This is a genomic window from Alteribacter populi, assembly GCF_002352765.1.
GTDB lineage: Bacteria > Bacillota > Bacilli > Bacillales > Salisediminibacteriaceae > Alteribacter > Alteribacter populi.
The window spans coordinates 454,734-476,351 of record NZ_KZ293963.1; the positions used below are offsets into that span (position 1 = coordinate 454,734).

General features: G+C 37.8%; 23 protein-coding genes. 13 read left to right on the forward strand and 10 right to left on the reverse strand.

The window, feature by feature from the left end; translation table 11 throughout:
• Window positions 1-504, forward strand: a complete 504-nt coding sequence (locus CDZ94_RS02340; RefSeq protein WP_096434928.1) for a PH domain-containing protein — start codon at window positions 1-3, stop codon at window positions 502-504.
• Window positions 497-1,987, forward strand: coding sequence for a PH domain-containing protein (locus CDZ94_RS02345; protein ID WP_096434929.1), 1,491 nt, complete (start codon window positions 497-499; stop codon window positions 1,985-1,987). The genes CDZ94_RS02340 and CDZ94_RS02345 overlap by 8 nt, the downstream gene beginning before the upstream one ends.
• 60 nt (window positions 1,988-2,047) lie before the next feature.
• Here the strand turns inward: CDZ94_RS02345 and CDZ94_RS02350 are convergent, their stop codons facing one another.
• Both CDZ94_RS02350 and CDZ94_RS02355 read right to left on the reverse strand, forming a co-directional pair.
• Window positions 2,048-3,013, reverse strand: coding sequence for a DUF2777 family protein (locus CDZ94_RS02350; RefSeq protein ID WP_096434930.1), 966 nt, complete (start codon window positions 3,011-3,013; stop codon window positions 2,048-2,050).
• A 140-nt stretch (window positions 3,014-3,153) separates the two neighbouring features.
• Window positions 3,154-4,107 carry an MBL fold metallo-hydrolase gene (locus CDZ94_RS02355; RefSeq protein WP_096434931.1) on the reverse strand — a complete coding sequence of 318 codons (954 nt, stop codon included), beginning with the start codon at window positions 4,105-4,107 and terminating at the stop codon, window positions 3,154-3,156.
• A 200-nt stretch (window positions 4,108-4,307) separates the two neighbouring features.
• On the opposite strand from CDZ94_RS02355, the gene sigI reads away from it, so the two are divergent.
• Together sigI and CDZ94_RS02365 are read left to right on the forward strand one after the other, a co-directional pair.
• Complete coding sequence (sigI, locus tag CDZ94_RS02360) at window positions 4,308-5,060, forward strand: RNA polymerase sigma-I factor (RefSeq protein WP_245415697.1); 753 nt, start codon at window positions 4,308-4,310, stop codon at window positions 5,058-5,060.
• Entirely contained in the window at window positions 5,057-6,259 is a 1,203-nt protein-coding gene (locus tag CDZ94_RS02365; RefSeq protein WP_096434932.1) for an anti-sigma-I factor RsgI family protein, read from the forward strand. Before sigI ends, CDZ94_RS02365 begins: the two co-directional genes overlap by 4 nt.
• A gap of 328 nt (window positions 6,260-6,587) precedes the next feature.
• Here the strand turns inward: CDZ94_RS02365 and CDZ94_RS02370 are convergent, their stop codons facing one another.
• Complete coding sequence (locus CDZ94_RS02370; protein WP_096434933.1) at window positions 6,588-7,511, reverse strand: hypothetical protein; 924 nt, start codon at window positions 7,509-7,511, stop codon at window positions 6,588-6,590.
• Window positions 7,512-7,553: 42 nt separating this feature from the next.
• The gene (locus tag CDZ94_RS02375) at window positions 7,554-8,576 is read right to left on the reverse strand and encodes a toxic anion resistance protein (RefSeq protein ID WP_096434934.1); all 1,023 of its coding nucleotides are present in this window, start codon (window positions 8,574-8,576) and stop codon (window positions 7,554-7,556) included.
• Window positions 8,577-8,863: 287 nt separating this feature from the next.
• On the opposite strand from CDZ94_RS02375, the gene CDZ94_RS02380 reads away from it, so the two are divergent.
• From CDZ94_RS02380 to tatC, 4 genes are all read left to right on the forward strand, one after another.
• Window positions 8,864-9,637 carry an NRDE family protein gene (locus CDZ94_RS02380; protein ID WP_096434935.1) on the forward strand — a complete coding sequence of 258 codons (774 nt, stop codon included), beginning with the start codon at window positions 8,864-8,866 and terminating at the stop codon, window positions 9,635-9,637.
• A 142-nt stretch (window positions 9,638-9,779) separates the two neighbouring features.
• A complete protein-coding gene (locus CDZ94_RS02385; protein WP_096434936.1) occupies window positions 9,780-10,112 on the forward strand; it encodes a hypothetical protein in 333 nt (110 codons plus the stop codon).
• 124 nt (window positions 10,113-10,236) lie between these two features.
• Window positions 10,237-10,431: a twin-arginine translocase TatA/TatE family subunit gene (locus CDZ94_RS02390; protein WP_096434937.1), complete on the forward strand. Its 195-nt coding sequence runs from the start codon at window positions 10,237-10,239 to the stop codon at window positions 10,429-10,431.
• A 235-nt stretch (window positions 10,432-10,666) separates the two neighbouring features.
• Window positions 10,667-11,395: a twin-arginine translocase subunit TatC gene (gene tatC / locus CDZ94_RS02395; protein ID WP_096434938.1), complete on the forward strand. Its 729-nt coding sequence runs from the start codon at window positions 10,667-10,669 to the stop codon at window positions 11,393-11,395.
• Window positions 11,396-11,572: 177 nt separating this feature from the next.
• Here the strand turns inward: tatC and CDZ94_RS02400 are convergent, their stop codons facing one another.
• Complete coding sequence (locus tag CDZ94_RS02400) at window positions 11,573-12,265, reverse strand: deoxynucleoside kinase (protein WP_096434939.1); 693 nt, start codon at window positions 12,263-12,265, stop codon at window positions 11,573-11,575.
• Window positions 12,266-12,946 carry a deoxynucleoside kinase gene (locus CDZ94_RS02405; RefSeq protein WP_096434940.1) on the reverse strand — a complete coding sequence of 227 codons (681 nt, stop codon included), beginning with the start codon at window positions 12,944-12,946 and terminating at the stop codon, window positions 12,266-12,268.
• Between the two features lie 262 nt (window positions 12,947-13,208).
• Here CDZ94_RS02405 and CDZ94_RS02410 point away from each other — a divergent pair, with 262 nt between their 5' ends.
• From CDZ94_RS02410 to CDZ94_RS02425, 5 genes are all read left to right on the forward strand, one after another.
• The gene (locus tag CDZ94_RS02410; protein ID WP_096434941.1) at window positions 13,209-14,060 is read left to right on the forward strand and encodes a DegV family protein; all 852 of its coding nucleotides are present in this window, start codon (window positions 13,209-13,211) and stop codon (window positions 14,058-14,060) included.
• A 482-nt stretch (window positions 14,061-14,542) separates the two neighbouring features.
• A complete protein-coding gene (locus CDZ94_RS02415; RefSeq protein WP_096434942.1) occupies window positions 14,543-15,730 on the forward strand; it encodes an MFS transporter in 1,188 nt (395 codons plus the stop codon).
• Window positions 15,731-15,864: 134 nt separating this feature from the next.
• A complete protein-coding gene (locus tag CDZ94_RS21490; RefSeq protein ID WP_198520845.1) occupies window positions 15,865-16,035 on the forward strand; it encodes a hypothetical protein in 171 nt (56 codons plus the stop codon).
• Window positions 16,036-16,335: 300 nt separating this feature from the next.
• Window positions 16,336-16,854 carry a DUF420 domain-containing protein gene (locus CDZ94_RS02420; protein ID WP_096440537.1) on the forward strand — a complete coding sequence of 173 codons (519 nt, stop codon included), beginning with the start codon at window positions 16,336-16,338 and terminating at the stop codon, window positions 16,852-16,854.
• Window positions 16,855-17,073: 219 nt separating this feature from the next.
• Window positions 17,074-18,885, forward strand: coding sequence for a S8 family peptidase (locus CDZ94_RS02425; RefSeq protein WP_096434943.1), 1,812 nt, complete (start codon window positions 17,074-17,076; stop codon window positions 18,883-18,885).
• A 79-nt stretch (window positions 18,886-18,964) separates the two neighbouring features.
• Here CDZ94_RS02425 and CDZ94_RS02430 read toward each other — a convergent pair whose 3' ends face one another.
• From CDZ94_RS02430 to CDZ94_RS02440, 4 genes are all read right to left on the reverse strand, one after another.
• Window positions 18,965-19,132 (reverse strand): aspartyl-phosphate phosphatase Spo0E family protein, encoded by a 168-nt coding sequence (locus CDZ94_RS02430; RefSeq protein WP_096434944.1) that lies wholly within the window; start codon window positions 19,130-19,132, stop codon window positions 18,965-18,967.
• A gap of 117 nt (window positions 19,133-19,249) precedes the next feature.
• Window positions 19,250-19,393 carry a hypothetical protein gene (locus CDZ94_RS21130; protein WP_157811990.1) on the reverse strand — a complete coding sequence of 48 codons (144 nt, stop codon included), beginning with the start codon at window positions 19,391-19,393 and terminating at the stop codon, window positions 19,250-19,252.
• Window positions 19,394-19,502: 109 nt separating this feature from the next.
• Window positions 19,503-19,712 carry a YppF family protein gene (yppF, locus tag CDZ94_RS02435; protein ID WP_157811989.1) on the reverse strand — a complete coding sequence of 70 codons (210 nt, stop codon included), beginning with the start codon at window positions 19,710-19,712 and terminating at the stop codon, window positions 19,503-19,505.
• Between the two features lie 138 nt (window positions 19,713-19,850).
• Window positions 19,851-21,506 carry a PucR family transcriptional regulator gene (locus CDZ94_RS02440; RefSeq protein WP_198520844.1) on the reverse strand — a complete coding sequence of 552 codons (1,656 nt, stop codon included), beginning with the start codon at window positions 21,504-21,506 and terminating at the stop codon, window positions 19,851-19,853.
• Window positions 21,507-21,618 lie beyond the last annotated feature (112 nt).

The following is a 21,618-nucleotide window of genomic DNA, read 5'->3' on the forward strand; positions in this document are numbered from 1 at the left end:
ATGGAGACGAATCATTCCATTCATAGACCACGTCCAGATCAAAAAATTTCCGACCAAGCATTAATCGTATGGCGAATTGCGGCAGTTATTGAACTTATTTTTTATCTCTTAGTACCAGTCGCTTACTGGTGGCTCTCTCGTTTTGTAGATTTCTTCCCATTTTGGTTTTTATGGATTATTATTGGTGGTTTAGTCATATATGGCTTAGTAAGTGTAGGGATATTTCCTAAGTGGCACTGGCAGCGGTGGCGGTACAGAATTTATGATAATGAAGTGGAGCTATTGTATGGTATTTTTATTATTAGGCGCGTCATTATCCCAATGATCCGTGTGCAGCACGTAGACACTGAACAAGGACCTTTATTGCGTCGCTACGGACTGGCTTCGGTAAAAGTTACTACAGCTGCTACGGTTCATGAAATTCCTGCACTCGCGGAATCAAAGGCTGATGAAGTACGGGATCATATTGCGCGGTTAGCAAGGGAAGCTGATCCAGATGAATGAATTTAAAAGGCAGCATCCAATTTCGATTTTTGTATCCTTTTTTAGTAATTTGCGTCAAATGATTATTACTCTCATTGTCTTGTTCTTCTTTGGTACATCTCAAACAGCAAACCCGTGGTTTTATGGAATCGCTTTTTCGGCTCTCCTTCTTTTCTCATTTGTGTCTGGATTTATCCACTGGCTTACGTTTCGTTATCAGTTGGATGACCAGGAATTACATATTAAACATGGGCTGATATTTCGAAAGAAGCGGTACATCCATCAAGATCGTGTACAAAGTATCGACTTAAATGCAAAGCTAATCCAACGATTATTTAATCTTGTAGAAGTGAAAATTGAAACGGCTGGAGGCGGAGAGGAACCTGAGTTTAGAATCGTTGCTTTAAATAAAGAGGAAGCCGGGCAAATCCGCTACGAACTTCTTCATCGAAAAGCGCACTTTGGAGAAAACGAGGAACAGTTGAGTCCCCCCGGAGACTCCGCTTCCTGGTCGATACAAGAAGACGAGGACAAAGTGAAAGACGAGGTAGACTATCGATGGGGTTTGTCAACAAAGCGTCTTGTTATTGCCGCCATCACTTCAAGTGGGATCGGAGTGGCTGCCACGTTTGTAGCCGCGATTTTTTCTCAAATACAACAATTTGTACCTGAAAGCTGGTATGAAACTGCAGCCGGTTTTGTGCTTCAATCTTCACTCATATTACTCATATCGTTTGTAGTACTCGTTTTGCTAATTGGATGGCTGATCCGAATCATCAGTACAATTCTTAAGTATGGACAATTTAAAATCGAGAAGACCGGCAGCGATGTGGTGATTTCTAGGGGCGTATTGGAGCAACGGCAATTGACAATTAATACACAGCGAATAACAGCTATTCGTCTCGTTCAAAATATGCTTCGTCAGCCATTTGGATATGCTTCCGTTTATGTGGAAACTGCAGGAGGCGGGACGAAGGCTGAAGACCTTTCAACTATTTTGATCCCCCTATGTAAGGAATCTGAGGTCCGTGCTCATTTACAAGAAATAGCACCAGATTTTGCTTTTGAACGACCACTTACGAGATTACCGAAAAAAAGCATGAAGAGATACATGGTCAGATTGACAGTTCCAGTTCTTCTTGCGGCAGCTGTTGCTACTTACTTTGTTGATTACGGTGCATATAGCCTTATCGTAATAGGGTTTGCTCTAGGTCTTGGGTATTGGCAATATAAAGACGCCGGAATTGGTGTGAATGATCACTTCTTATGGATGCGGACGCGGAAAGTTGTGCGAACGACCGTGATTGTACCGAGAAAACGAATTCAATCTGTGGAAATTACAAGTAATCCATTACAGCGAATGGATGAATTAACGACGATCGAGGTTTCGATTTTAACAAGCATACTAGGAAAAACATTTTCACTGAAACATCTATCTGAAAATCAAGCCATGAAGTATTTTCAATGGTACTCATATGAAAAAGAGAAGCAGATACGTTCGTAGGTGCAGATAAAAAAGCGTTGGTCAGCTATGCAAGCTGACCAACGCTTTTTTCCTTACGCATTAATCTTTTGAAAATTGAGTGGCGTAGGTTGTGATTAACCTTTCACCTGTATCTGCTGTGAACTCAAATCGATCGTAGGTAATATCGTGATCACCTTCTTGTATCTCACGCTCATAATGATGCTGGACCGAAAACTGTTGGTTATCAGTAGCGTAAGAGAGGAAGTTCACCCCATCAAATGCATACTTCTCAACCGAGCTGAGAAGCTGAATTAAAAGTGTGTTATGGCAATAAACATTATGCTCATGAAAAATACCTAATTGCTGTAAGCCTCTCTCTAGTGCTTGAAGTGCAGGCCCTTCTAGTTCATTTAATAAAATACGATATGGATCAAACTGAGATTTGTTTAATCTTAACCGGTCCCCATGCTGCAGTTCAAATTGATTTCCATCTTCAAGTTCGAACGTTGCCTCATTGACGACGTGAGCCTTTTCCCAATGATCTTTAATTTTGATTTCAAATTCAAAAGGACATCCATCAAGTGACAAAGCTTCCTGTTTTTCCTCATCGTAAACATAAAAACGGCGATTCTTTTTTACAAGTGAATAATAGACAAAAATGTCTTCGTTGAGCAGGTGTACTGCTTTACGCCGTTTTAACTCTTGTTGAATCATTGTTAACGTTGACTCTGCTTCTTCTTTTTGAGCATTAATTTCATTCCATTTGTTTTTGAGAGCGAAATCAATGGATTCTTTATAACTAAATGTGAAATCCTGATTAAATAAGTCTATTTTATTTCCGGAACAAAACACTTTTTCATTTTCAGAATAGAGGGGAGAAGATAATTGATTTGAATCAAGATCAATCTCCGGAAAACTGTATAAACCTAGGATCCGGAGCGTACCCACCCATATCTTTCGCGGTTCTGTTTGGATATCTTCCAACAGTCCGATATATTGACCATTTTTACCTTCATTTAAAATCACTTTTTTCCCTACATATGATTTTGCTAATTGCCGATCCATAGCTATCCCCACTTTGAAGAGTATATTTCCATTTCATTAGATGGAGCCTATCTTCTTCTATAGTAACAGAATATGTTATTTAAATCGATGATCGTGAATTCCTTTTATTATTACCTATGATTTAAAAAATGAGTGAACGTTTAAGTGTTACCTATGTTCGTTTTTCTTAAATATTCCAAAATCCCCATTGAACCTACGAAAAGATCCAATTCAAGAGATGTGTATGCTTCACCTTGAACATCGACACCCATTCTTTTCAATTCTAGAATTACACATTTTAACAAGTTGTCTTTTAATTGATAAACATCTTTTTCCGCTTTGATGGTTCTTCTCCCTTCCTCTAAAAAAATAGGGAGCCAATATTCCAGTTGATCATAAACGGCTTGGGTAGCTGCTGTTACTCCAAAGTGGCCAAAACAAAGGTAGTTAGGGTCTAATTCCCGTACAAGGTTCATAGATTTTAGCATCTTGTCAGGGTCAAATTGATTAGGCGATGTAGAGGGTAAAAAGAAAGAAACACCAGCTTCTTCAAAGTGAGGATATTTTACTCCTAGTGTATCGCCACAATAAAACGTATTCGTTTTATGATCAAAAATACCAATGTGGTGGTTAGCGTGACCGGGTGTATCATAAAAGGTTAATTGACAATCTTCACCAATCATTAATGATTCTTCATGCATAATTGGTTTAATCTTCGTTTGCGGGATCGGTAGTACGGGGGAAAATAACGAATCAAAACGTTCACCATAAACGGATTTTGCTCCTTCAATAAGGCGTTTGGGATTTTTAAGGTGTTTAGCTCCTTTTTCATGAACGATAAACTTTGCATTTGGACAATGCTGAAGCAAAAGTCCTGCTCCTCCTGCGTGATCAAGATGGATATGAGTAACAATTACGTATTCGACATCTTCTAGTCGTTTGCCGATTTGTGCTAACCCTTTAACAATATAAGGGATAGAGGGGCTGGGACCAGTTTCAATAAGTGTTAATGCATCTTCGTCTAGTACATATATCCCGGTCCTTTGTGCCACCCCTAAATCATAACCATCAATTAGATAACGAGCATTATTTAAGTGAAAAACGTGAGCAGTCAAGGTTCATCAACCTTTCCTAAAATTGGATTTATGTTCATTTTAATGAATCGTAATAAAACTGTAAACCTCGTATTACTGAAATGTAATTGATAGTTAGGTCGAAGGTCCACTGAATTTGTAAAAAAAAATCGTTAAGATATGAAAATACCCTAATAAATTACCTATTAGGGTCGAATACATATTAAGGATGCACAAGTGAGGTGCTACGATTGCTCAAGCGCTTAACCATTAATCAAAATAAAACTTATGATATAAATGAAACTGTAATAGAGATTCAAAAAGGAAATGATTATTTAGAAAACGAACTAATCGAACAATACATTCCTTTTATACGAAAAACAACAGCCAGGGTTTGTAAGAGATATATCAATACATCAGAAGATGATGAATATTCAATTGCTCTGATTGCATTTAACGAGGCTATTCATCAATATTCTCCTGATAAAGGCAGCTCCTTTTTGTCATTTGCAAGCTTGGTCATTCGCCGTCGTGTGATTGACTTTATCCGACAGGAACAAAGGCGAAAAATACCTTTATCCATTGATTATACAGATGATGATAATGAAAACATGGAAAACGTCGCTGAAATTCATGCTTCGTTTAACGATTATTATCAGAAATTAGAGAGTGAGTATCGTCGAGAGGAAATCTTACATTTAAAAGAAGTTTTAAAGTCTTTCAAAATCACATTGTCAGACGTTGCACAACAATGCCCAAAGCATCAGGATGCCAGAGAGAATATGGTGGGAATTGCTAAAACTGTTGTGGAACATGAACAGCTTCGTGAAAAACTAATGTCGAAAAAGAGATTACCGATTAAAGAGCTTACTAATCATATTAGAATGAGTCGTAAAACCATTGAAAGGAACCGGAAATATATTATTGCTGTTGCGGTTGTGTTAATGGAAGATTACCGGTACCTTAAGGATTACTTGAAGGAGTGGTTAGCATGAAAAAAGGGGTCGTCATGGAGAAACATAAACGATTTATGATCGTATTAACGAAAGATGGAAAATTCGTTAAAGCTAGACGGTCTGCTGAGGCTATATTGGGAGAAGAAGTTCCCTACCTTCCAAAAAAATCGTTTCAAGTTTCAATGCTTTACCAACATAAAACCATGGCGGTTCCGATCGTTGCAATTCTTTGTTTTTTTATTTTCTTTGCAGGCAACCCTTTTTTAACGGAAGATAAAGCTTATGGTGTTGTTGCCATAGACATTAATCCGAGTATAGGTCTAACGTTGGATCGTGACTATAAGGTTGTGAAAATGAATGGATACAACGAAGAAGGCAGGGAGTTAATAAACCAACTAGATAGAGACGATTACATAGGGCGTTCGTTTGATTTTGTAAGCCACAAAGTTCTTGATGAAAGTAAAAACCTTGGGTATCTTGATGAAGGTCATAGTGTATATATTTCAACTCCATCCCTGTTTCATGATGATCAGCATTGGTTAAGTGATTATGAAGGCTGGACTTCGTCTGTTCATGAAGAATATTCAATTGATATAATTTCATTGTTGATCGATGAGCTTGCAGTTAAAAAAGCGGACCAACAAGCAGTTTCACCTGGCAAAATGGCTATCTTCCAATCGGCAGAAGAACTAGGTATTGCTATAGAAGAACTAAAGGACAGGTCCATGGCTGAACTGGTTAATGACGCTGGTAATGAAGCTGATTCCCTCGTCCATTCAGCAACTTCACCTGCCAATGAAAAAAATGACTCAACAGGTGAATCAAGTAATAAGAATTATGAAGAGGACAAAGCCGAAGATACCAAACCAGCTTCATACGACTTGAATAAATATGCTGAAAAGAGCCAATTAACAGGCGCAGGTAAAGAAGATGAAAAATCTGATAAGCAAGATCATCCTGAGGAGAAAAGTAAGAATAAGTCTGAGGAAGATGAAGACACTCACCCTTCACCTACTGGAGGAAAAAAGAAAGGTCACAATAAAGGAGAAGATCATCCTTCACAAAACGGGAAAAAGAAAGGTCACAATAAAGGAGAAGATCATCCTTCACAAAACGGGAAAAAGAAGGGTCACAATAAAGGAGAGGATCACCCCGGTCAAAAAGGAAAGAAGAACGGGAATCCTAAAGGAGGAGATGGCCACCCTTCAAACAATGCCAATAATAATGGCCGCCCATAAAATCTAAAGACAGTTTAGTTTTTGGATAAGTGAAAGTCGCACCTTATTATAATTTTATAAATGCGTTTACAATGGGAATCTAAGAGTAAGCGAAGTGCGTAGGAGCATCGTCGCTCAGGACTTTGATTTACACTTCGTAGTTAGGGTCAGGCTAGCGGAAAAGAGACACATGGCTTATCAACATGAGAAATGAATGTTAGCTAAAACAAGATTCCATAACTAATTTCCCGGACTTTTTGACCATACTATATTAAAAGTTTCTTTTCTTAACAAGACAAACAATAAAGAGGGTGTCTCAAGGTTGATTTATGACCTTTGAGACACCCTCTTATTCTTTATCTTCGTACCGTAATTTGTTAACGCGTAATAAGTGATTCATTCGTTCCATTCTATTTGAGTCGAGAGAGGAGGTGATTTTTTTTAGGAATCGATCCATTTTCTCGATTGCTAAAATAATCTCATGCTCTGTTTCTTCTTTTTGCTGAGGAGGTAAGGTCTGATAGGTACCTAACAGATCCGGGATTTCTTTTACAATGATTCTTTTAACTTGATGTCTTTCCTCAATATCAAGTAAATCGAAATCTTCAATACACCTCGTTATCGATTTTTTCATCAATGTAAAAGCGGCATAAATGTTTTGGTTCATTTTTTGATAGCGTTGGTCTAATTTTTTTATTTCTGTATGCAGCTCATTTTTATCAGCTTCTTGTAAGGTGCTCACATTCATTTCATGTTCATTTGGTTCTTCATAAGATAAAGAACTCTGGGTAGGGTGTGATTGACCAGATCCAGATAATGAGCTATCAAGCATGTGAAGATGTAGAAATACTGGCCGAAATAGAGGGTGATGTTTAATGTTGCGAACCATATTGCGGCCGTCAACGTTAAAATAGATGGTAGCATCAATACATTTCCCTAATCCTTTTTCGGCTTTAATGTTTTTTCTATAAATCGTAATATAAATACGTTTCCGAATGGAAGCACTTGAACGTTTTGAATCTAGCATTTCCAAGTGTAATTTTTTGTGTTTTATTTTCACCTTTAACATAAAACCTTTAATTTTTCGTTTAAAAGTTTTATTCATTCTCGGTAGTTCAGAGAGGGAAGCAAGGTCGGATAAAAATTCTTCCGTCTCATGGACCATTAGGCTGGTAGAATCCTCTTCAATCCGTGGTTCTTGAAGAGGTTTCATATAATTTGGTAAAAATGGCTGAACCCATTCGTAGTGGATAAACTTTTCTTTAAATGACATATGTTTCACCTGCCAGATGATTTTAAATGGAGAAGAGACAGTTTATTTTAACAGTTTCTGCTCCATTTTGTTATTTAGTTCATCCATTTCAGAGATAAACTGTTTACTGGATTCTATTATACGCTCATTTGAATGTTCGGTCATTTCGATAGCAGCATACACATCTTCGTAGGCTTTCTTAAATGTTTCAATTGCGATCGCTGGTTTTTCTAACGTCTTTAAGGTTTCTTCAGTATTTGATTTTAACAGCTCTGCGTTCGAAAGGAGCATTGCCTCTGTTGATTCATTTACATTTTGTACAGCATCAATGACTTTTTTCTGGTTACTTAACGCAAGCTGTATAGAGGCAGTGACTGTAATAATGTTTTTTGTCATCGTGATCGCGTTAAAAATAGCTTCTTCTAGTTTATCGTTATTTTCGACAATGATATCAACCGATGCTAATGATTGCTGTAATACAAGTGTAGCCTGCTGCATGTTTTTCACTCTGGACAAGACTTTTTGCTGACCTTTTTGAATCGCTCCAGGATCTTCTTGCCATTCTTCATTTTGCATTTCCTTTTCAAGCATAGTATTTAGTTCTTTACCGATGGCAATTTGTTCTTCTAAGGAATGGATTCTCTCTTTGGCAACTTCCTTTAATTGCTGGAGCATGACGGTATCCTCTTGGAGCTTATCCTTTCCGTGAAGAAGTGCTTCAATGATCGTTTCGACTTCTGATTCGATCGTTTGGTATTTTTTTGCATATTTGTCAATTGGACTTTTCCGAACAATCTTGCTAAAGAAACGTTGCAATTTTCCTTGTTTAAGGTAATTTGGTTCTAAGTCTGAAACCACTTCTTTTAACTTGGTCAGTTGTTCAGGAAGTTCATGATTTGGATCGTTCATCATCTCGCTAACAGGCCTTTTTAGTGCTTCTAAAGACTCACCTGCTTTTTCCTGTTCTGTTGTTCCAATGTGACTGATCGTATCTAATATATCATGTAAGCCTTTCTCAGAACGCAGTTTTTCTACATACTCTGTCGCTTTTTCGTTTTTTGCTGGTTTATTGTGTTCTTCTGACATTAATGTTACCTCCTGATTCATGCTTCGTTTCTCTCTATGATTTACGAATAACGAGTAAAAAAGTTCCTTCTCTGTTGGCTTGATTATATAATGAAGAATTTACTCTCGGCAAGGGATAACAAATGAACACCTTATCTTTTACCAATACCACTTCTCTAAGAGAAGTATGTGTTAAGTTAAGATCATGATGTTCATTGAATTAATGATCATGAGCAATTCTGGTAAGATAATAGGAGCGTGGAGTTAATTTTCTTATTTATGTATGAAAGTAAAGGGAAGGTGCAATCATGTGTTTAATTGGAGTATCGATGAAAATGAATCAGCAGTTTCCATTTATCATAGCTGCAAATCGAGATGAGTTTTTAAACAGACCCGCTTTACCGTTGCATCAATGGAGTGGTTCGCCGTCTATTTATGGTGGACAGGATCTAAAAAAAGGTGGAATGTGGATGGGGGTAAATTCTGAGGGAAAAGTCGCAGCGATAACAAATGTGAGAGAATGGCCACCAGTAAAAAGGAAAAAGTCCCGAGGAGAACTGGTTAAGCAATTTTTGCTAAATGAAGAGTCTTCTGAGCAATACCTTGCCCACTTAAGAAAAAAAGAGAGCGAGTTTGATGGATACAACCTTTTTGTTGGTAATCCTGATCGATTAGTGTATGGTTCGAATCGCAACCAAGACCAGTTTGTTTTAAAAGAAGGAATATATGGCCTTAGTAACGCAGCTTTGGATACGAGTTGGCCAAAAGTTGAACGGATTAAACATCATCTTTCAATCCTTCATTCTTGCGAAAACCGGAATAAACTAATCGATGAATTATTCCTTGCATTATCAGACTCTGAACCTTATCCGAAAGAGCAGCTTCCAAACACGGGTGTAGGGGAGGAACTGGAAAAACTGCTTTCCCCTGTTTTTATTTCAACACCTGATTATGGAACTCGCTCATCGACGGTTATCGTTATGGATCGAAATCGACATTTATCTATTGTTGAACGACGTTATGAAGAAGGGAAGACTTTCGAAACTACATTTGAACTACAAATTCCGGGTCAAAAGTCCTGAAGATTGAACCGTAAGGATGATGTATGATATAGATACAGATCAAAGACGTTAACGAATAATAATCGATAGAAGAGCATCTTCAAATATGAAGGATAAGCATGGTCAGAGGTATTGAACATCCCCTACAAAGAGGTTGATGCATATGAAGCAGATCACAACAATAAGTGGCGTATCATTATTATGTTTAGGTGTTTGGGCGATTGTCCTTGTAGTTCTATTAGGAGACAGTGAACCTATACAAACCCATAATGCGTCGCTACGTGCAGCTAATAGTATTGAACATAGTACACTAAGTGCTGAGAATATGCGTTTTCAAACAGAAGGTGAAGGAAGTACAAGTGCGGTGAATCAAAGTGTGGGTGAAATGGAAGAACCAACTCTTAGTCCTCTGTGGGATAGCAGTGCGATTAATGTAGGAGAAGGGGTTTCGATTGAGACTTTGTTAGATCAGATTGAAGAAATTGTTGTCGATTAAGTGAATTTTTAAAGATAAATTTCTCTAGCTCTAGTAATGTAGCCAAAATCGTCTTATAATAGAGTAAGGGATCAACTTGAACATCATGAAGCAGTCTTTACAGATGCCTAAAGGAGGATTAAAGATGGGTTTTCAAAACATCGGTATTGGTGGCTTGATTTTAATCTTGGTCATCGCTCTCGTCATTTTTGGACCGAAAAAGCTACCGGAAATTGGACGGGCTATGGGACAGACATTGAAAGAATTTAAAGCTTCCGCTAAGGATCTAACAAGCGAAGATGACAATCAATCATCAAAAAAACAAAATACTAATGATTAAAAATAAACAAGAAGGTGTAGGGTGGTGATAAATCACCTTGCATCTTTTTCTTTTGACTTTTCATCTTTAAGTAGTGTTCAATGAGAGAAACGAGCGTCAGCTCCTCAAACGCAGAAGCACTTCTGAATGGGGACTGTAAGGCGTTGCGCGAGCAATTTTTCCTGATCTTTTGAACACCCTATTTATAGAACACCATCTAGAATCGTTTGCACGCCTGAGTTAAGGAGCGTTAATCATGATAGAAGAAAATATGAATATGCTCGACCACTTAAGTGAGCTTAGAAAGAGAATTATCATCGTTTTAGGTTCATTTATATTATTTTTTGTTTTGAGTTTTATTTTTGTACGAGATATTTATGAATGGTTAATTAAAGATTTAGATATGCAATTAACGGTACTTGGACCATTGGATATCATATGGATTTTCTTTAGTATTGCAGCTCTGATTGCATTTTCAATTACAATTCCAATTTTGTTGTTTCAAATTTGGCTGTTTGTTCGTCCCGCTTTAACAAGCTCAGAAAGAAAAGTAACGTTAATGTACATTCCAGCTTCTGTTATTTTATTTTTAGCTGGCTTGAGTTTCGGTTATTTTGTAGTTCTCCCGCTAGTCTTAAACTTCTTACTTGGTTTAGGAGAGGGCATGTTTCAAACCATGTTCACACCGGATCGGTATTTTGAGTTCGTCTTGCGTATGACGGTGCCTTTTAGTTTCTTGTTTGAACTTCCATTAGTGGTTATGTTTTTAACAAGTTTAGGCTTGATCACGCCATTTGGGTTAAGGAAAAACCGAAAGTACGCCTTTTTTGCGATTGTTGTCATTTCTGTGCTCATCTCGCCACCAGATTTTATTTCTGATATCTTAGTTATTATTCCACTCATCTTGTTGTACGAAATTAGTATTACGTTATCTTCACTTGTTTATCGGAAAAAGCACCGAGAGGCGAATCAACTTTCTCAGTAAGTGAGGGTATAAATTTCAAGGTCATTACCGTAAACTTTGATTTTATGAATAACCTAGGAAGAAAGGCTCTTTTGTAAAAGATTGTTGCTTTTTTGAGCGTCGCCTTAAGAAAGAGCAGATTCAAAAAAGAGCTGTCTCAATTTGAGACAGCTCTTTTTTGCATTGATAAATGATTAATTACGCCTTATTTACAGTTTCCCTAGAAAGCTTTAGGTACTGTTCGTCTTTGTTGTTAATTAATGTTTCAACACCCTCCAGGATACGATTAACTGATTGCGGATCTCTGCAATCGTACGCTTCAATATCCAAATGAAGCACTGGACAAACATTGAACTCTCGAATCCATTCCTGATATCTTTTATAAAGGTCCTCCCAGAAAGTGCGAGGGGTCTTCGTCTCCATTTCTCTGCCCCTTAGGTTAATACGCTCAAGAATTTTGTCCAGACTGCCATCGATGTAAATCAATACATCAGGCTTTGGGAAATAAGGGGACATGACCATGGCTTCAAATAAGGAATGGTAAGTATCGTAGTCACGTTTTGTCATATTACCATTATCGTGTTGCATCTTTGCAAATATCCCAACATCCTCATAAATACTTCTGTCCTGTACATAGCCGATTCCCGTTTCATGCATTTGCTTTTGCTGTTTAAATCGCTCAGCTAGAAAATAAATTTGCAAATGAAAGGACCACGTCTTAAAATCAGCGTAATAATCTTCTAAATATGGATTGCCATCAACTTTTTCGAACGAAGCTTGAAAGCCAAGCCTTTCTGAAAGGGCATTAGTTAACGTTGATTTCCCGACACCCACTGTTCCAGCTAACGTTATTAGTGCATCGTCAGGGATATTAAAAGATTCCTTTTTCATTTATGCTTTCACTCCGTTTATAGGTTTCATTTCTGTTCGGATTTGCGATTTTGATTCGTGAATTGATTGACTCACTTTTTCAACAATCTCTTGGAAATCTCGTTTTCGTTGTATAAAGTCCAGCTCATCTCCCGAAAAAGTGAGAACCGGAATATCCGGGTGCGTTTCTTTAAATGTTTGTATGAACATTTCATAGTCCTTAGATAACTGGTTAAGGTATTCTGGGTCAATTTGTTGCTCGATGGAACGCCCGCGTTTTGCAATTCGAGATAACAGTGTATCTAAACTTGCTTGCAAATAAATAATGACGTTAGGTCTAGGAAGTTCTTCTGCTAGAAGCTGGTAGATTTGATCATATTTTTGAAAATGATGGTCCTTCAATGTTTGTTTGGCAAAAATACGATTTTTAAAAATGTGATAATCGCTAACAACAGGTTGATTTTTAGTTAGTTGGTTCACTTGGATATCTTCAAGTTGCTTAAAACGATTGCAAAGGAAAAACATTTCCGTTTGAAAACTCCACTCCTCAATGTTTTCATAAAATTTCCCTAGAAATGGATTTTCTTCGACAATTTCTTTTAATAAATAATAGCTGAATTCGTCAGAGAGTTTTTCCGCCAGAGATGTTTTTCCAACCCCTATCGGGCCCTCAACAGCAATAAACGGTACATGTGACTTCATTTCTCATCCCCCTCTCTATGTATGTAAACTGGTCTGGTACCATATGTAGGAAATTAATAAAATAAAACAATGTTTATTTTAACATATTTCAACATATTTAATTTAAATTTCGATAAGGTTATTGAATGCGGTGGTTGTTTTTAACGTGACTAGTAAATAAGAGCTGGATACTAGATCATGGTTGCAAAAATAATATTTAACAACATAGGTCCCATGTAGTATGATAGAAAGAGCATTTAGCTAGTAGTAAAGGAGTGCTCACGTGAGTAAAAAAGTAAAGATCGTTACAGATTCAACACTAGATTTACCTAAAGAAGCAATCGATAAATTAGATGTTACAATTGTCCCGTTATCCGTGACGATAGATGGAAAATCTTATATTGATGGAATCGATATAACACCTGGAGAGTTTGTAAAAAAGCTCGTTACATCAGAGTCTATTCCTCAAAGTTCCCAACCTTCCGTCGGTTCATTTGTGGAAGTTTTTAATAAGCTTGGTGAAGATGGTAGTCAAGTACTTTCAATTCATATGACTGCGGGAATGAGCGGGACCTTTAACTCCGCTCAAACAGCTGCACAAATGAGTGAAAGTAATGTAACCGTCATTGATTCAGGCTTCACATCCGTTGCCTTATCTTTTCAAGTAAAAGAAGCAGCTAAAATGGCCCTCGAAGGATCGGCTCTTGCAAAAATTAAAGAACGTGTTAACACGATTAAAGAAAATACCTCACTTTACATTATGGTCGATACATTAGAGTATTTAGTCAAAGGTGGTCGCATTGGCAGAGGGAAAGCACTAGTAGGTTCCTTATTAAAAATAAAACCACTAGCCTCGCTTGCTGATGGTGTTTATACACCTGTGACGAAAGTTCGGACACATATGCAAATGCTGAACTTCTTTTCAAAAAAGTTTAAGGAAGAGACAGCGGGCAAAAAAGTGAAGGAAATCGGCATTGCTCACGTAGAAGCTTCAGCATTAGCAAATAAGCTTAAAGAATCAATCAAGCAATTAACCGATTTTGACGATATTTCAATCATTGAAACAACTCCGATTATAAGTACCCATACCGGACCCGGAGCAATCGCGCTCATGTATTACGCAGATCCCGAATAAAGTTTTTTTTCAAGCAATGATTATAGCCACTGTATCTTTAAGGCTCTTTTATAAAAGATTGTTTGAGCGTTAGGCATGCGACTATTTGCCCTGTCTCGCTATGCGTGACAGTTTTCAACTAAAATAAGTGTGGACGACAAATTCATTTGTCTGTAACACCATTGGGTTTGAAAAAGCGCTCAAAAAGCAACAATCTTTACGAAAACGGCCATCTTTAAAAAAGCCTACTCCAAGTGGGTGACAGTGAGCTTAGCCATTGCTTTTTTCGTGTGAATTGTTTGGAACCTGCGGGCTTCTATTCTCCGTAGGCATAACGATTCTAATCAGAAAGTGGTTAAACGAAGGTGAACTAAATGCCCCCCTTAATCAAGCTTCCTTCTTTTCATATTACTTAAAGTAGCGTATACTGTTTATTTAGATAGTCGAAATAAAATATGAAGAAGGTGTTAGTCATCTCTAGAGAAACTAGGAACCTGCTCATCATGTGGATTGCCAATTTTTTTGTGGCAGCCAGTGCAACGATGGTATTACCGTTTCTCTCCCTTTATATCGAAACCTTCGGCAATTATTCTGCGGATTATGTGCAACGGTGGTCTGGGTTTGTATTTGGTATTACCTTTTTAGTTGCATTTCTTGTTTCCCCATTATGGGGAAGATTTGGCGATCGTTTTGGGAGAAAGAAAATCCTCTTATTCACCGGTTATGGTATTGCCGCCTCAATTTTCTTCATGGGTTATGTAAGCTCGGTAACTGAACTCTTCTTACTAAGAATGTTTATGGGTGTCGTAACAGGTTTTATTCCTACTTCAATAGCTCTCATTTCTGCTCAAACTGATAAAAAGACAGCAGGGAAAGTATTAGGGACATTACAGACTGGAACAGTTGGTGGCGGTCTAATTGGCCCACTATTCGGTGGTGCTCTCGCTGATGGTTTTGGTTTTACATACACCTTTATCATTACTGCTGCTGTTATTACGTTAGCGACAACATTTGTTGCGATCGGAATTAAAGAAAAGAAGATTGAGCAAACATTAACACACCAACGAAAAAGTATGATTGAAGTTTTACGATATGTCTTCGGAAATCGGATGCTCCTGATGATTATGATTATTTCCTTGATTGTTCAAACAGCAAACTTTAGCATACAGCCTCAGCTGGCATTGTATGTCAGTTCGTTACTTTCAATCGAAAATGTCGCATTTCTAGCTGGTTTTGCTTTCTCGGTTACCGGTTTAGGAAACCTAATTGCGACACGTTCATGGGGAAAACTAGGTGATGAAATTGGTCATGAAAAAGTTCTCCTTATCTGCTTAGCGTTAGGTGGATTATTCTTTCTCCCTCAAGCATTTGTTACAAATATTTGGCAATTGATTATATTGCGATTTCTATTCGGGATCCAAATTGGTGGGATTATACCTTGTGTAACTGCATACATCCGAAGAACGGTCCCTTTGTCTGTTCAAGGCGAAGTTCTTGGATACAATCAAAGTTTTCGGTTTTTAGGGAATGTGACAGGACCTGTAGTAGGTGGAGTCATCGCAGGGTATTGGACGATTGCTTCTGTCTTTTACTTTTCAACCGCTCTTTTCATTATTGCTGCGCTGTGCATTTGGTGGGCGATGAAGCATGACAACGAAAAGGTAGTAAAAAACTCAGTGCACGCTTCCTAATGGTAACATTGATAACCGAAACCTAATAAAGTGCGGATACAAAATGGAGACTTTTTGAATATCTTATAAAATGATAGAATACAAGTAACTTATATGATATTGATAACTCGTTGGAAGAGGAGTGAAGTGGCACCGTGCTTCTCACTAAAAAAGAAAAGCAGTTGCTTATTCGTGTGTTACAAAAAGAAAAGAGTAGGGTATTTGGACTAAAAGAAAATAAAAGTGACGTTCAAGAATTATTAGATAAACTTGAACAAAATACGCGAAATGAGAAGATAAATAAAGTAAAACCATCGAAATTATAAAACAAGATGGTATGGTTTTTTTTAATGCCCGAGTCATCGGGTTATTTTTTTTATACCTTAAGAAAGCTTTAACTTCATAAATAACAGTATAGTCGCAACGAAATCTTCCGTCATTCAAGCCGGGTTTTCTTTACTCAACTGGGATTGAAGGCACTTTAAGGATATTCTATTGTGAATCGTGACAATATCATGTCTTTTCTTCCGCGAATCACGCTTTCATTGTATACTTTGGTTTGTGATGAAAAGAGCATAAAAAGAGAATTGAATGGAGAGATTAAAGTGAAAGCCATCTGGAATTGGATGAATACACATTACGTTAAAACTGTGATTATCGCAACCATTATCGTCAATACTTTGGTTGTATGTCTTTCTTTTTTACCAGGTTATGAGGGAGAGCTCCCGACAATTGTTAAACAGCTGCCATTATTAAATGCGATTTTAAATAGTTTTACTTTCTTATTCTTATTAAGTGCATTAATTGCCATATTAAAACGTAACATTAAAGTTCACCAGCGCTTTATTTATGCAGCTTTTTCGACAACCTTTATCTTCTTGCTATCCTATGTAACATACCATTTCCTTGCACCATCTACACCATTTGGCGGAGAAGGTTGGATCGCTGGGGTTTATTACTTCATTTTGATTACTCACATTATACTAGCAGCAATTATTGTTCCGCTTGCACTCATGAGCTTCTTCAGCGGATTTAATGATCATCGTACAAGACACCGAAAGTGGGTAAGGTGGACTATGCCACTATGGCTTTATGTAAGTCTTACTGGTGTCATTGTATATGTTTTAATATCCCCATATTATTAATAACGCTATGGACGCTCGCCGCGACAGGTGAGCGTTTTTTTGAGCGATAATTTATAAGAGTGGATAGGTGCAAAAGTTTCCTTATGTCCCCGCGGTCAAAGTTCATTCTGAATTTTGCTGTGTAGTAAGTCGCTTTTCTTTCATACATACTGGTATGAACCTCACCTTATCGTGCATGCTAATAACGTGAAAAATGACGAAACAGCTGGAGGAGACATCATGAAACGGATTATTAGACTTTCTGCTTTTTTCTCAATAGCCTTATTAGCGGTACTAGCCGTTTGGTTTTTCAGTGATCACCAACAAGAAGATATAGCAACGGATGATACAAACGGACTTCAAGCCCAAATGGATGAAATATTTGCTGATGATATTTCTTGGACCGTTCATATGTTTATGGATAAAATGGAGGACCAGCTTATCCAATGGGCAGGTGATGCTACGGAGGAAGGCGACTTGGCACAAATGGATGAAGAGATTAGAGACCACGATCACTTTCACGGTTTTGCAACCGTAAATGAAGGTGGAGAAATGTCAAAGGTCGGAGAAGTAATTGACAACCCTGTTGAAAAACTAGACCGACAAAAGAAAGAAGGAGTATGGATATCAGAACCTTATGTTGAAAAGGGAACCGAAAAGCTTTTAATGGGGACCAAAAATGAATCTACGTGGTATATAGGTGAAATGGACCTTTCGTTTGTAAGTTCGTTTGTGAAAGACCTTGCCGTGATTACTGGAGATAATGGACAGTTTTTTATGGGATCCAGCAACATGGCGGTTGATTTTGAACCGGAAGAAACGGAAATGCCTTATGCTAAAAGTGAGATTGCGGATTTGAACTGGAATGTTTATGTGCATAGTGAACCGACTGCTGAAACTGAAGTCCCATTTAAGGATGGAGAAGTGGTTGCTCGCTTAAAGGAAGGAGTCAATGCAAAAGATTGGGCTAAAGCACACGAGGTTACTTTAGTAGATGAAGAAGGGCAGGACTGTGTGTTTAGAGATACGAGTCGAACAACAGATCAACTTATCGAGGAATGGGAAGCTGACCCTGATCTCTATTTTACGGAACCTAACTATACAGTTGAAAAACAAACATCATTTCATCAAAAACGGGCAAACCCGTCATTAGAGTCTAAACCTAGCTTATTTCAGCCGCAGGCCGTGTCACCAAATGACGAGTTGTACGATCCTTATCAATGGAATTTAAGTATGATTACGGTGGAAGATGGATGGGAAGTTACAGAGGGGAATGAAGAAATTCCTATTGCAATAATTGACAGTGGTGTGGATCCGGAGCATGTAGATCTCCAAGAAAAAATCATTGGAGGCTATAACTCTTTCGAGGATAATGAACACTATTATGATGAGCACGGTCATGGAACTCATGTAGCAGGAGTGGCTGCTGCGATCACCAATAATGTGGAAGGGATTGCAGGGGTATCCTGGAATAATCCAATTCTTGCAGTGAAAGCGCTTGATGCCAATGCAGAAGGTAATTCTTTTTCCATTGCGGAAGCGGTTCGTTGGGCAACAGATAACGGAGCAAGGGTTATTAATATGAGTTTGGGTGATAATCATGATTCTGAAGTAATGAGGGATGCAATTCGTTATGCCTATGAACAGGATGTCGTTCTAATTGCTGCAAGCGGAAATGAAAATGTGGAAGAACCGATGTATCCTGCGGCATATCCAGAAGTTTTGACAGTAGCTGCTTTGGATCCTGAAGGTGGAAAGGCAGTATTTTCAAACTTTGGTGATCATGTCGATGTCTCCGCTCCAGGAGAACATATCCCTAGTACGTATATTCATAACGAATATGTTGCTATGAGTGGTACCTCAATGGCTTCTCCTCATGTAGCTGGATTGGCTGGCCTTATTCTATCGGTCTCCCCTAATTTAACGAACGAAGAGGTGTATTCGATTATTAGGGAATCTTGTGATGACATAGGTGACGAAGGAGCAGATCCATATACGGGATATGGTGTTATTAATGTCACCAAGGCAGTCAATATGGCAAATGCTGAGTAGCAACACTTAAAAAGTAAAAAACTAAGCTTATGATTTCAGCCAAATAAAAGCTGCGGCCCCAATTAGGACCCGCAGCTTATTATTTCTGGTTTGCAAACAATGGAGTAGAAAGACTATGCTGAACATTAATAATTAAGTCGTCCAATTCTTTGGAACACCTTAAAGTTTCTCTTGATTGAAAACCAAATGATTTTGCTGTGTGTAATAGTTCTTTACGCTTTTCTTCAATGTGTTGATTCAATGTCATAACTCCCACTCCATACTCCCTATGAATTATTCATTTATTATCTTACATTCTTTCTCTGATAAAAAAAACTCATTCCCTAAAGGTTGTCAAAAGTCTTTGTTAATCGACATTATCTGATTAATATTCTAAATCTTCTTCTTCTTTAGGATGATGATTTCTTTGTTCTTGGATATACACCTGATAATGTAGTCTACGCTCTTTTCTGTTCTTTTTTTGTTTACTTTGAGTTTCCTTACTCTTACTTTTTTGATTGTTCTCCAATTAAGAACACCTCCTGCAAAGATTAGCTTTTCCGATTGTTTATAAAACATGCTTAATTGTAGTTCGGAAGAGAACGTGTAACACAGACCCTGCAGGGAAGGGAACATTATTAAGCATAAATCGGTAGAACGTTTAAGTCACTAAACTCTGGCTTTTCAGCCCCTCTTTTTTCAAGCTCATGAAGTAAGCTTTTGTAGCCGGAAGGGGAAATGAATTCTGATACATAACACCATGCTAATAAGTCCATCAAATCATTTACCTGTGTAGGTGATTGATCAAAACGCACACAATAAAAGTCGATTAACGTCTTTAATGTCAAAGCAAAACCCTCCTCGATCCGTTTACGATTGTAGTGTACCATGAAAAGGAGAAATCACATTAAAAATTAAATTTTCAATCTTCAGACAAAAAATGATAGAAATTGAGGAGATTAATGATGATCTGACAAATTCTAAAATTAAGATTTTATTGTATGGAAGAATTTATAAGCCATCACCGCTAAATGCAAATTTAATCGATCGTCGGCTGACTGCATTGAGAGCCCAGTTTTCCTTTCGATTTGAGATAAACGGTATTTTAGAGTGTGGCGGTGAATGTAAAGTTTAGCTGCGGTTTGTTGAATGTGACAGTTTTGCGCAAGGTATGTTTCCAAAGTGAGAATTAAGTCTGTCCGGTGGCTTTTTCCCTGAACGAGTTCTCCTAAATATTGCTGATAGTAGTGATCTAACGATAATCCCGCTTCCTGGACGCGAATAAGTAGATGATAAAACCCTAAATCATCAAAATGGATGATATTCGTTTTCTTTAACAGTAATGATGAATATTGGACCGCATACTCAGCCTCACGCCCGCTACGTGAGAGTTTCTCAATTTCTTTATACGTTTTTCCGATTCCGATCGTGAGCTGCTCTTGGAAATGAAACTTCCAATGCTCCAGTATCCGTTCAGATGCTTCTTTAAGCTGTTGTTTAGCTACGGTTTTTGAGCTTTCTGAGACTTCGATAAGCGCCACGAGAGCATCAGTTTTAGGCAGGAGAATATACTGTCTATCCAATTTTGAAAACTGCTGTGAGGCGATATAATGAAGGTGTTGTCCCCAGTCATTTTGGTCGTTTGAATACCTGCCGGGATCTTTGACCTTAGCAAAGAGCACTGCTTGATTCTTTGATAGGTCAAACCCAAGCTTTAATCCACGTCTTAATGCCATATTCTCATCTAAATCATTTTTTTGTAAGTGTAAGATTTCTTCAACCAATTCCCCTTGTAACCTCACCTTTGTTTCCTCAATGGCATAATCTTTCATAAACTCAATACCAATCAGGGTTGCTACATGCTCTAAAATGACCTCGTCCATTTCAGAGGAATACGTCTTTTCGTTTACCATGAGTAAATATCCGTAAGTAAATTCGCCTGTTTGTACTGACGTTAAAAAACAAGGAAATTCGTCTAATTTAAACCGGTGAAGCTGGTTGGTGGATGTACCGCTATTCTCCAAATAGTGCTTTAGAATAAAAGGTTTGTCTTTAAAATATATCATGCTCTCTGTTACTTGCATTTGCTTATGGCGTTTCATGTGGGCGGACAATTGATACATATCATCAAATACAAACATACTTGAGCCTGTGAGTTCACTTAACTTACTCAATACTTGCTGTAGGCCATCATTGCGTAAAGCAAGTTTTGTCATTTCTTTATGGATCGATAAGGAGTCTTCCAATAAACGTATTTGCCGGTTGGCAATTTGTTCTAGAATCGCTTTTGTTACAGTTGAAAAATTAATGGTCTTAGGAATTTCAATTAGAGGAAGCCCGGCTTTATTTGCAGCTTCAATAAAAAAAGAGGGGATTTCAGGAATATAAAACCCAGTATATAAAGCAACACCAGCCAATTTTTTCTCATTAATCAGTTTTAAAAATCGCTTTTTGTAAGCCTCGTTTTCTATTAAGCCAAATCCGGTTGTCACTAGAAATTCTCCATTCTGAAAACGAGAAGTATCCTCGATAATTTCGACTGTAGTAACCCATTTTATTGGAAAGTCAATCCCAGAATGACCAGCTATTAATTTGGTTTCCTTCAGTGCAGGTAATTTCATTGCTTCCTTTATTGTCAACATGATGATTTTCTCTCCTTCTCTTTTCTTTTTATACATGGCGTATAAAAAAGAGGGTCAAAAATGGTGGATAACAGCCAATGGTCAGTCATGCGTTTGTTGAATAGGATAGAAG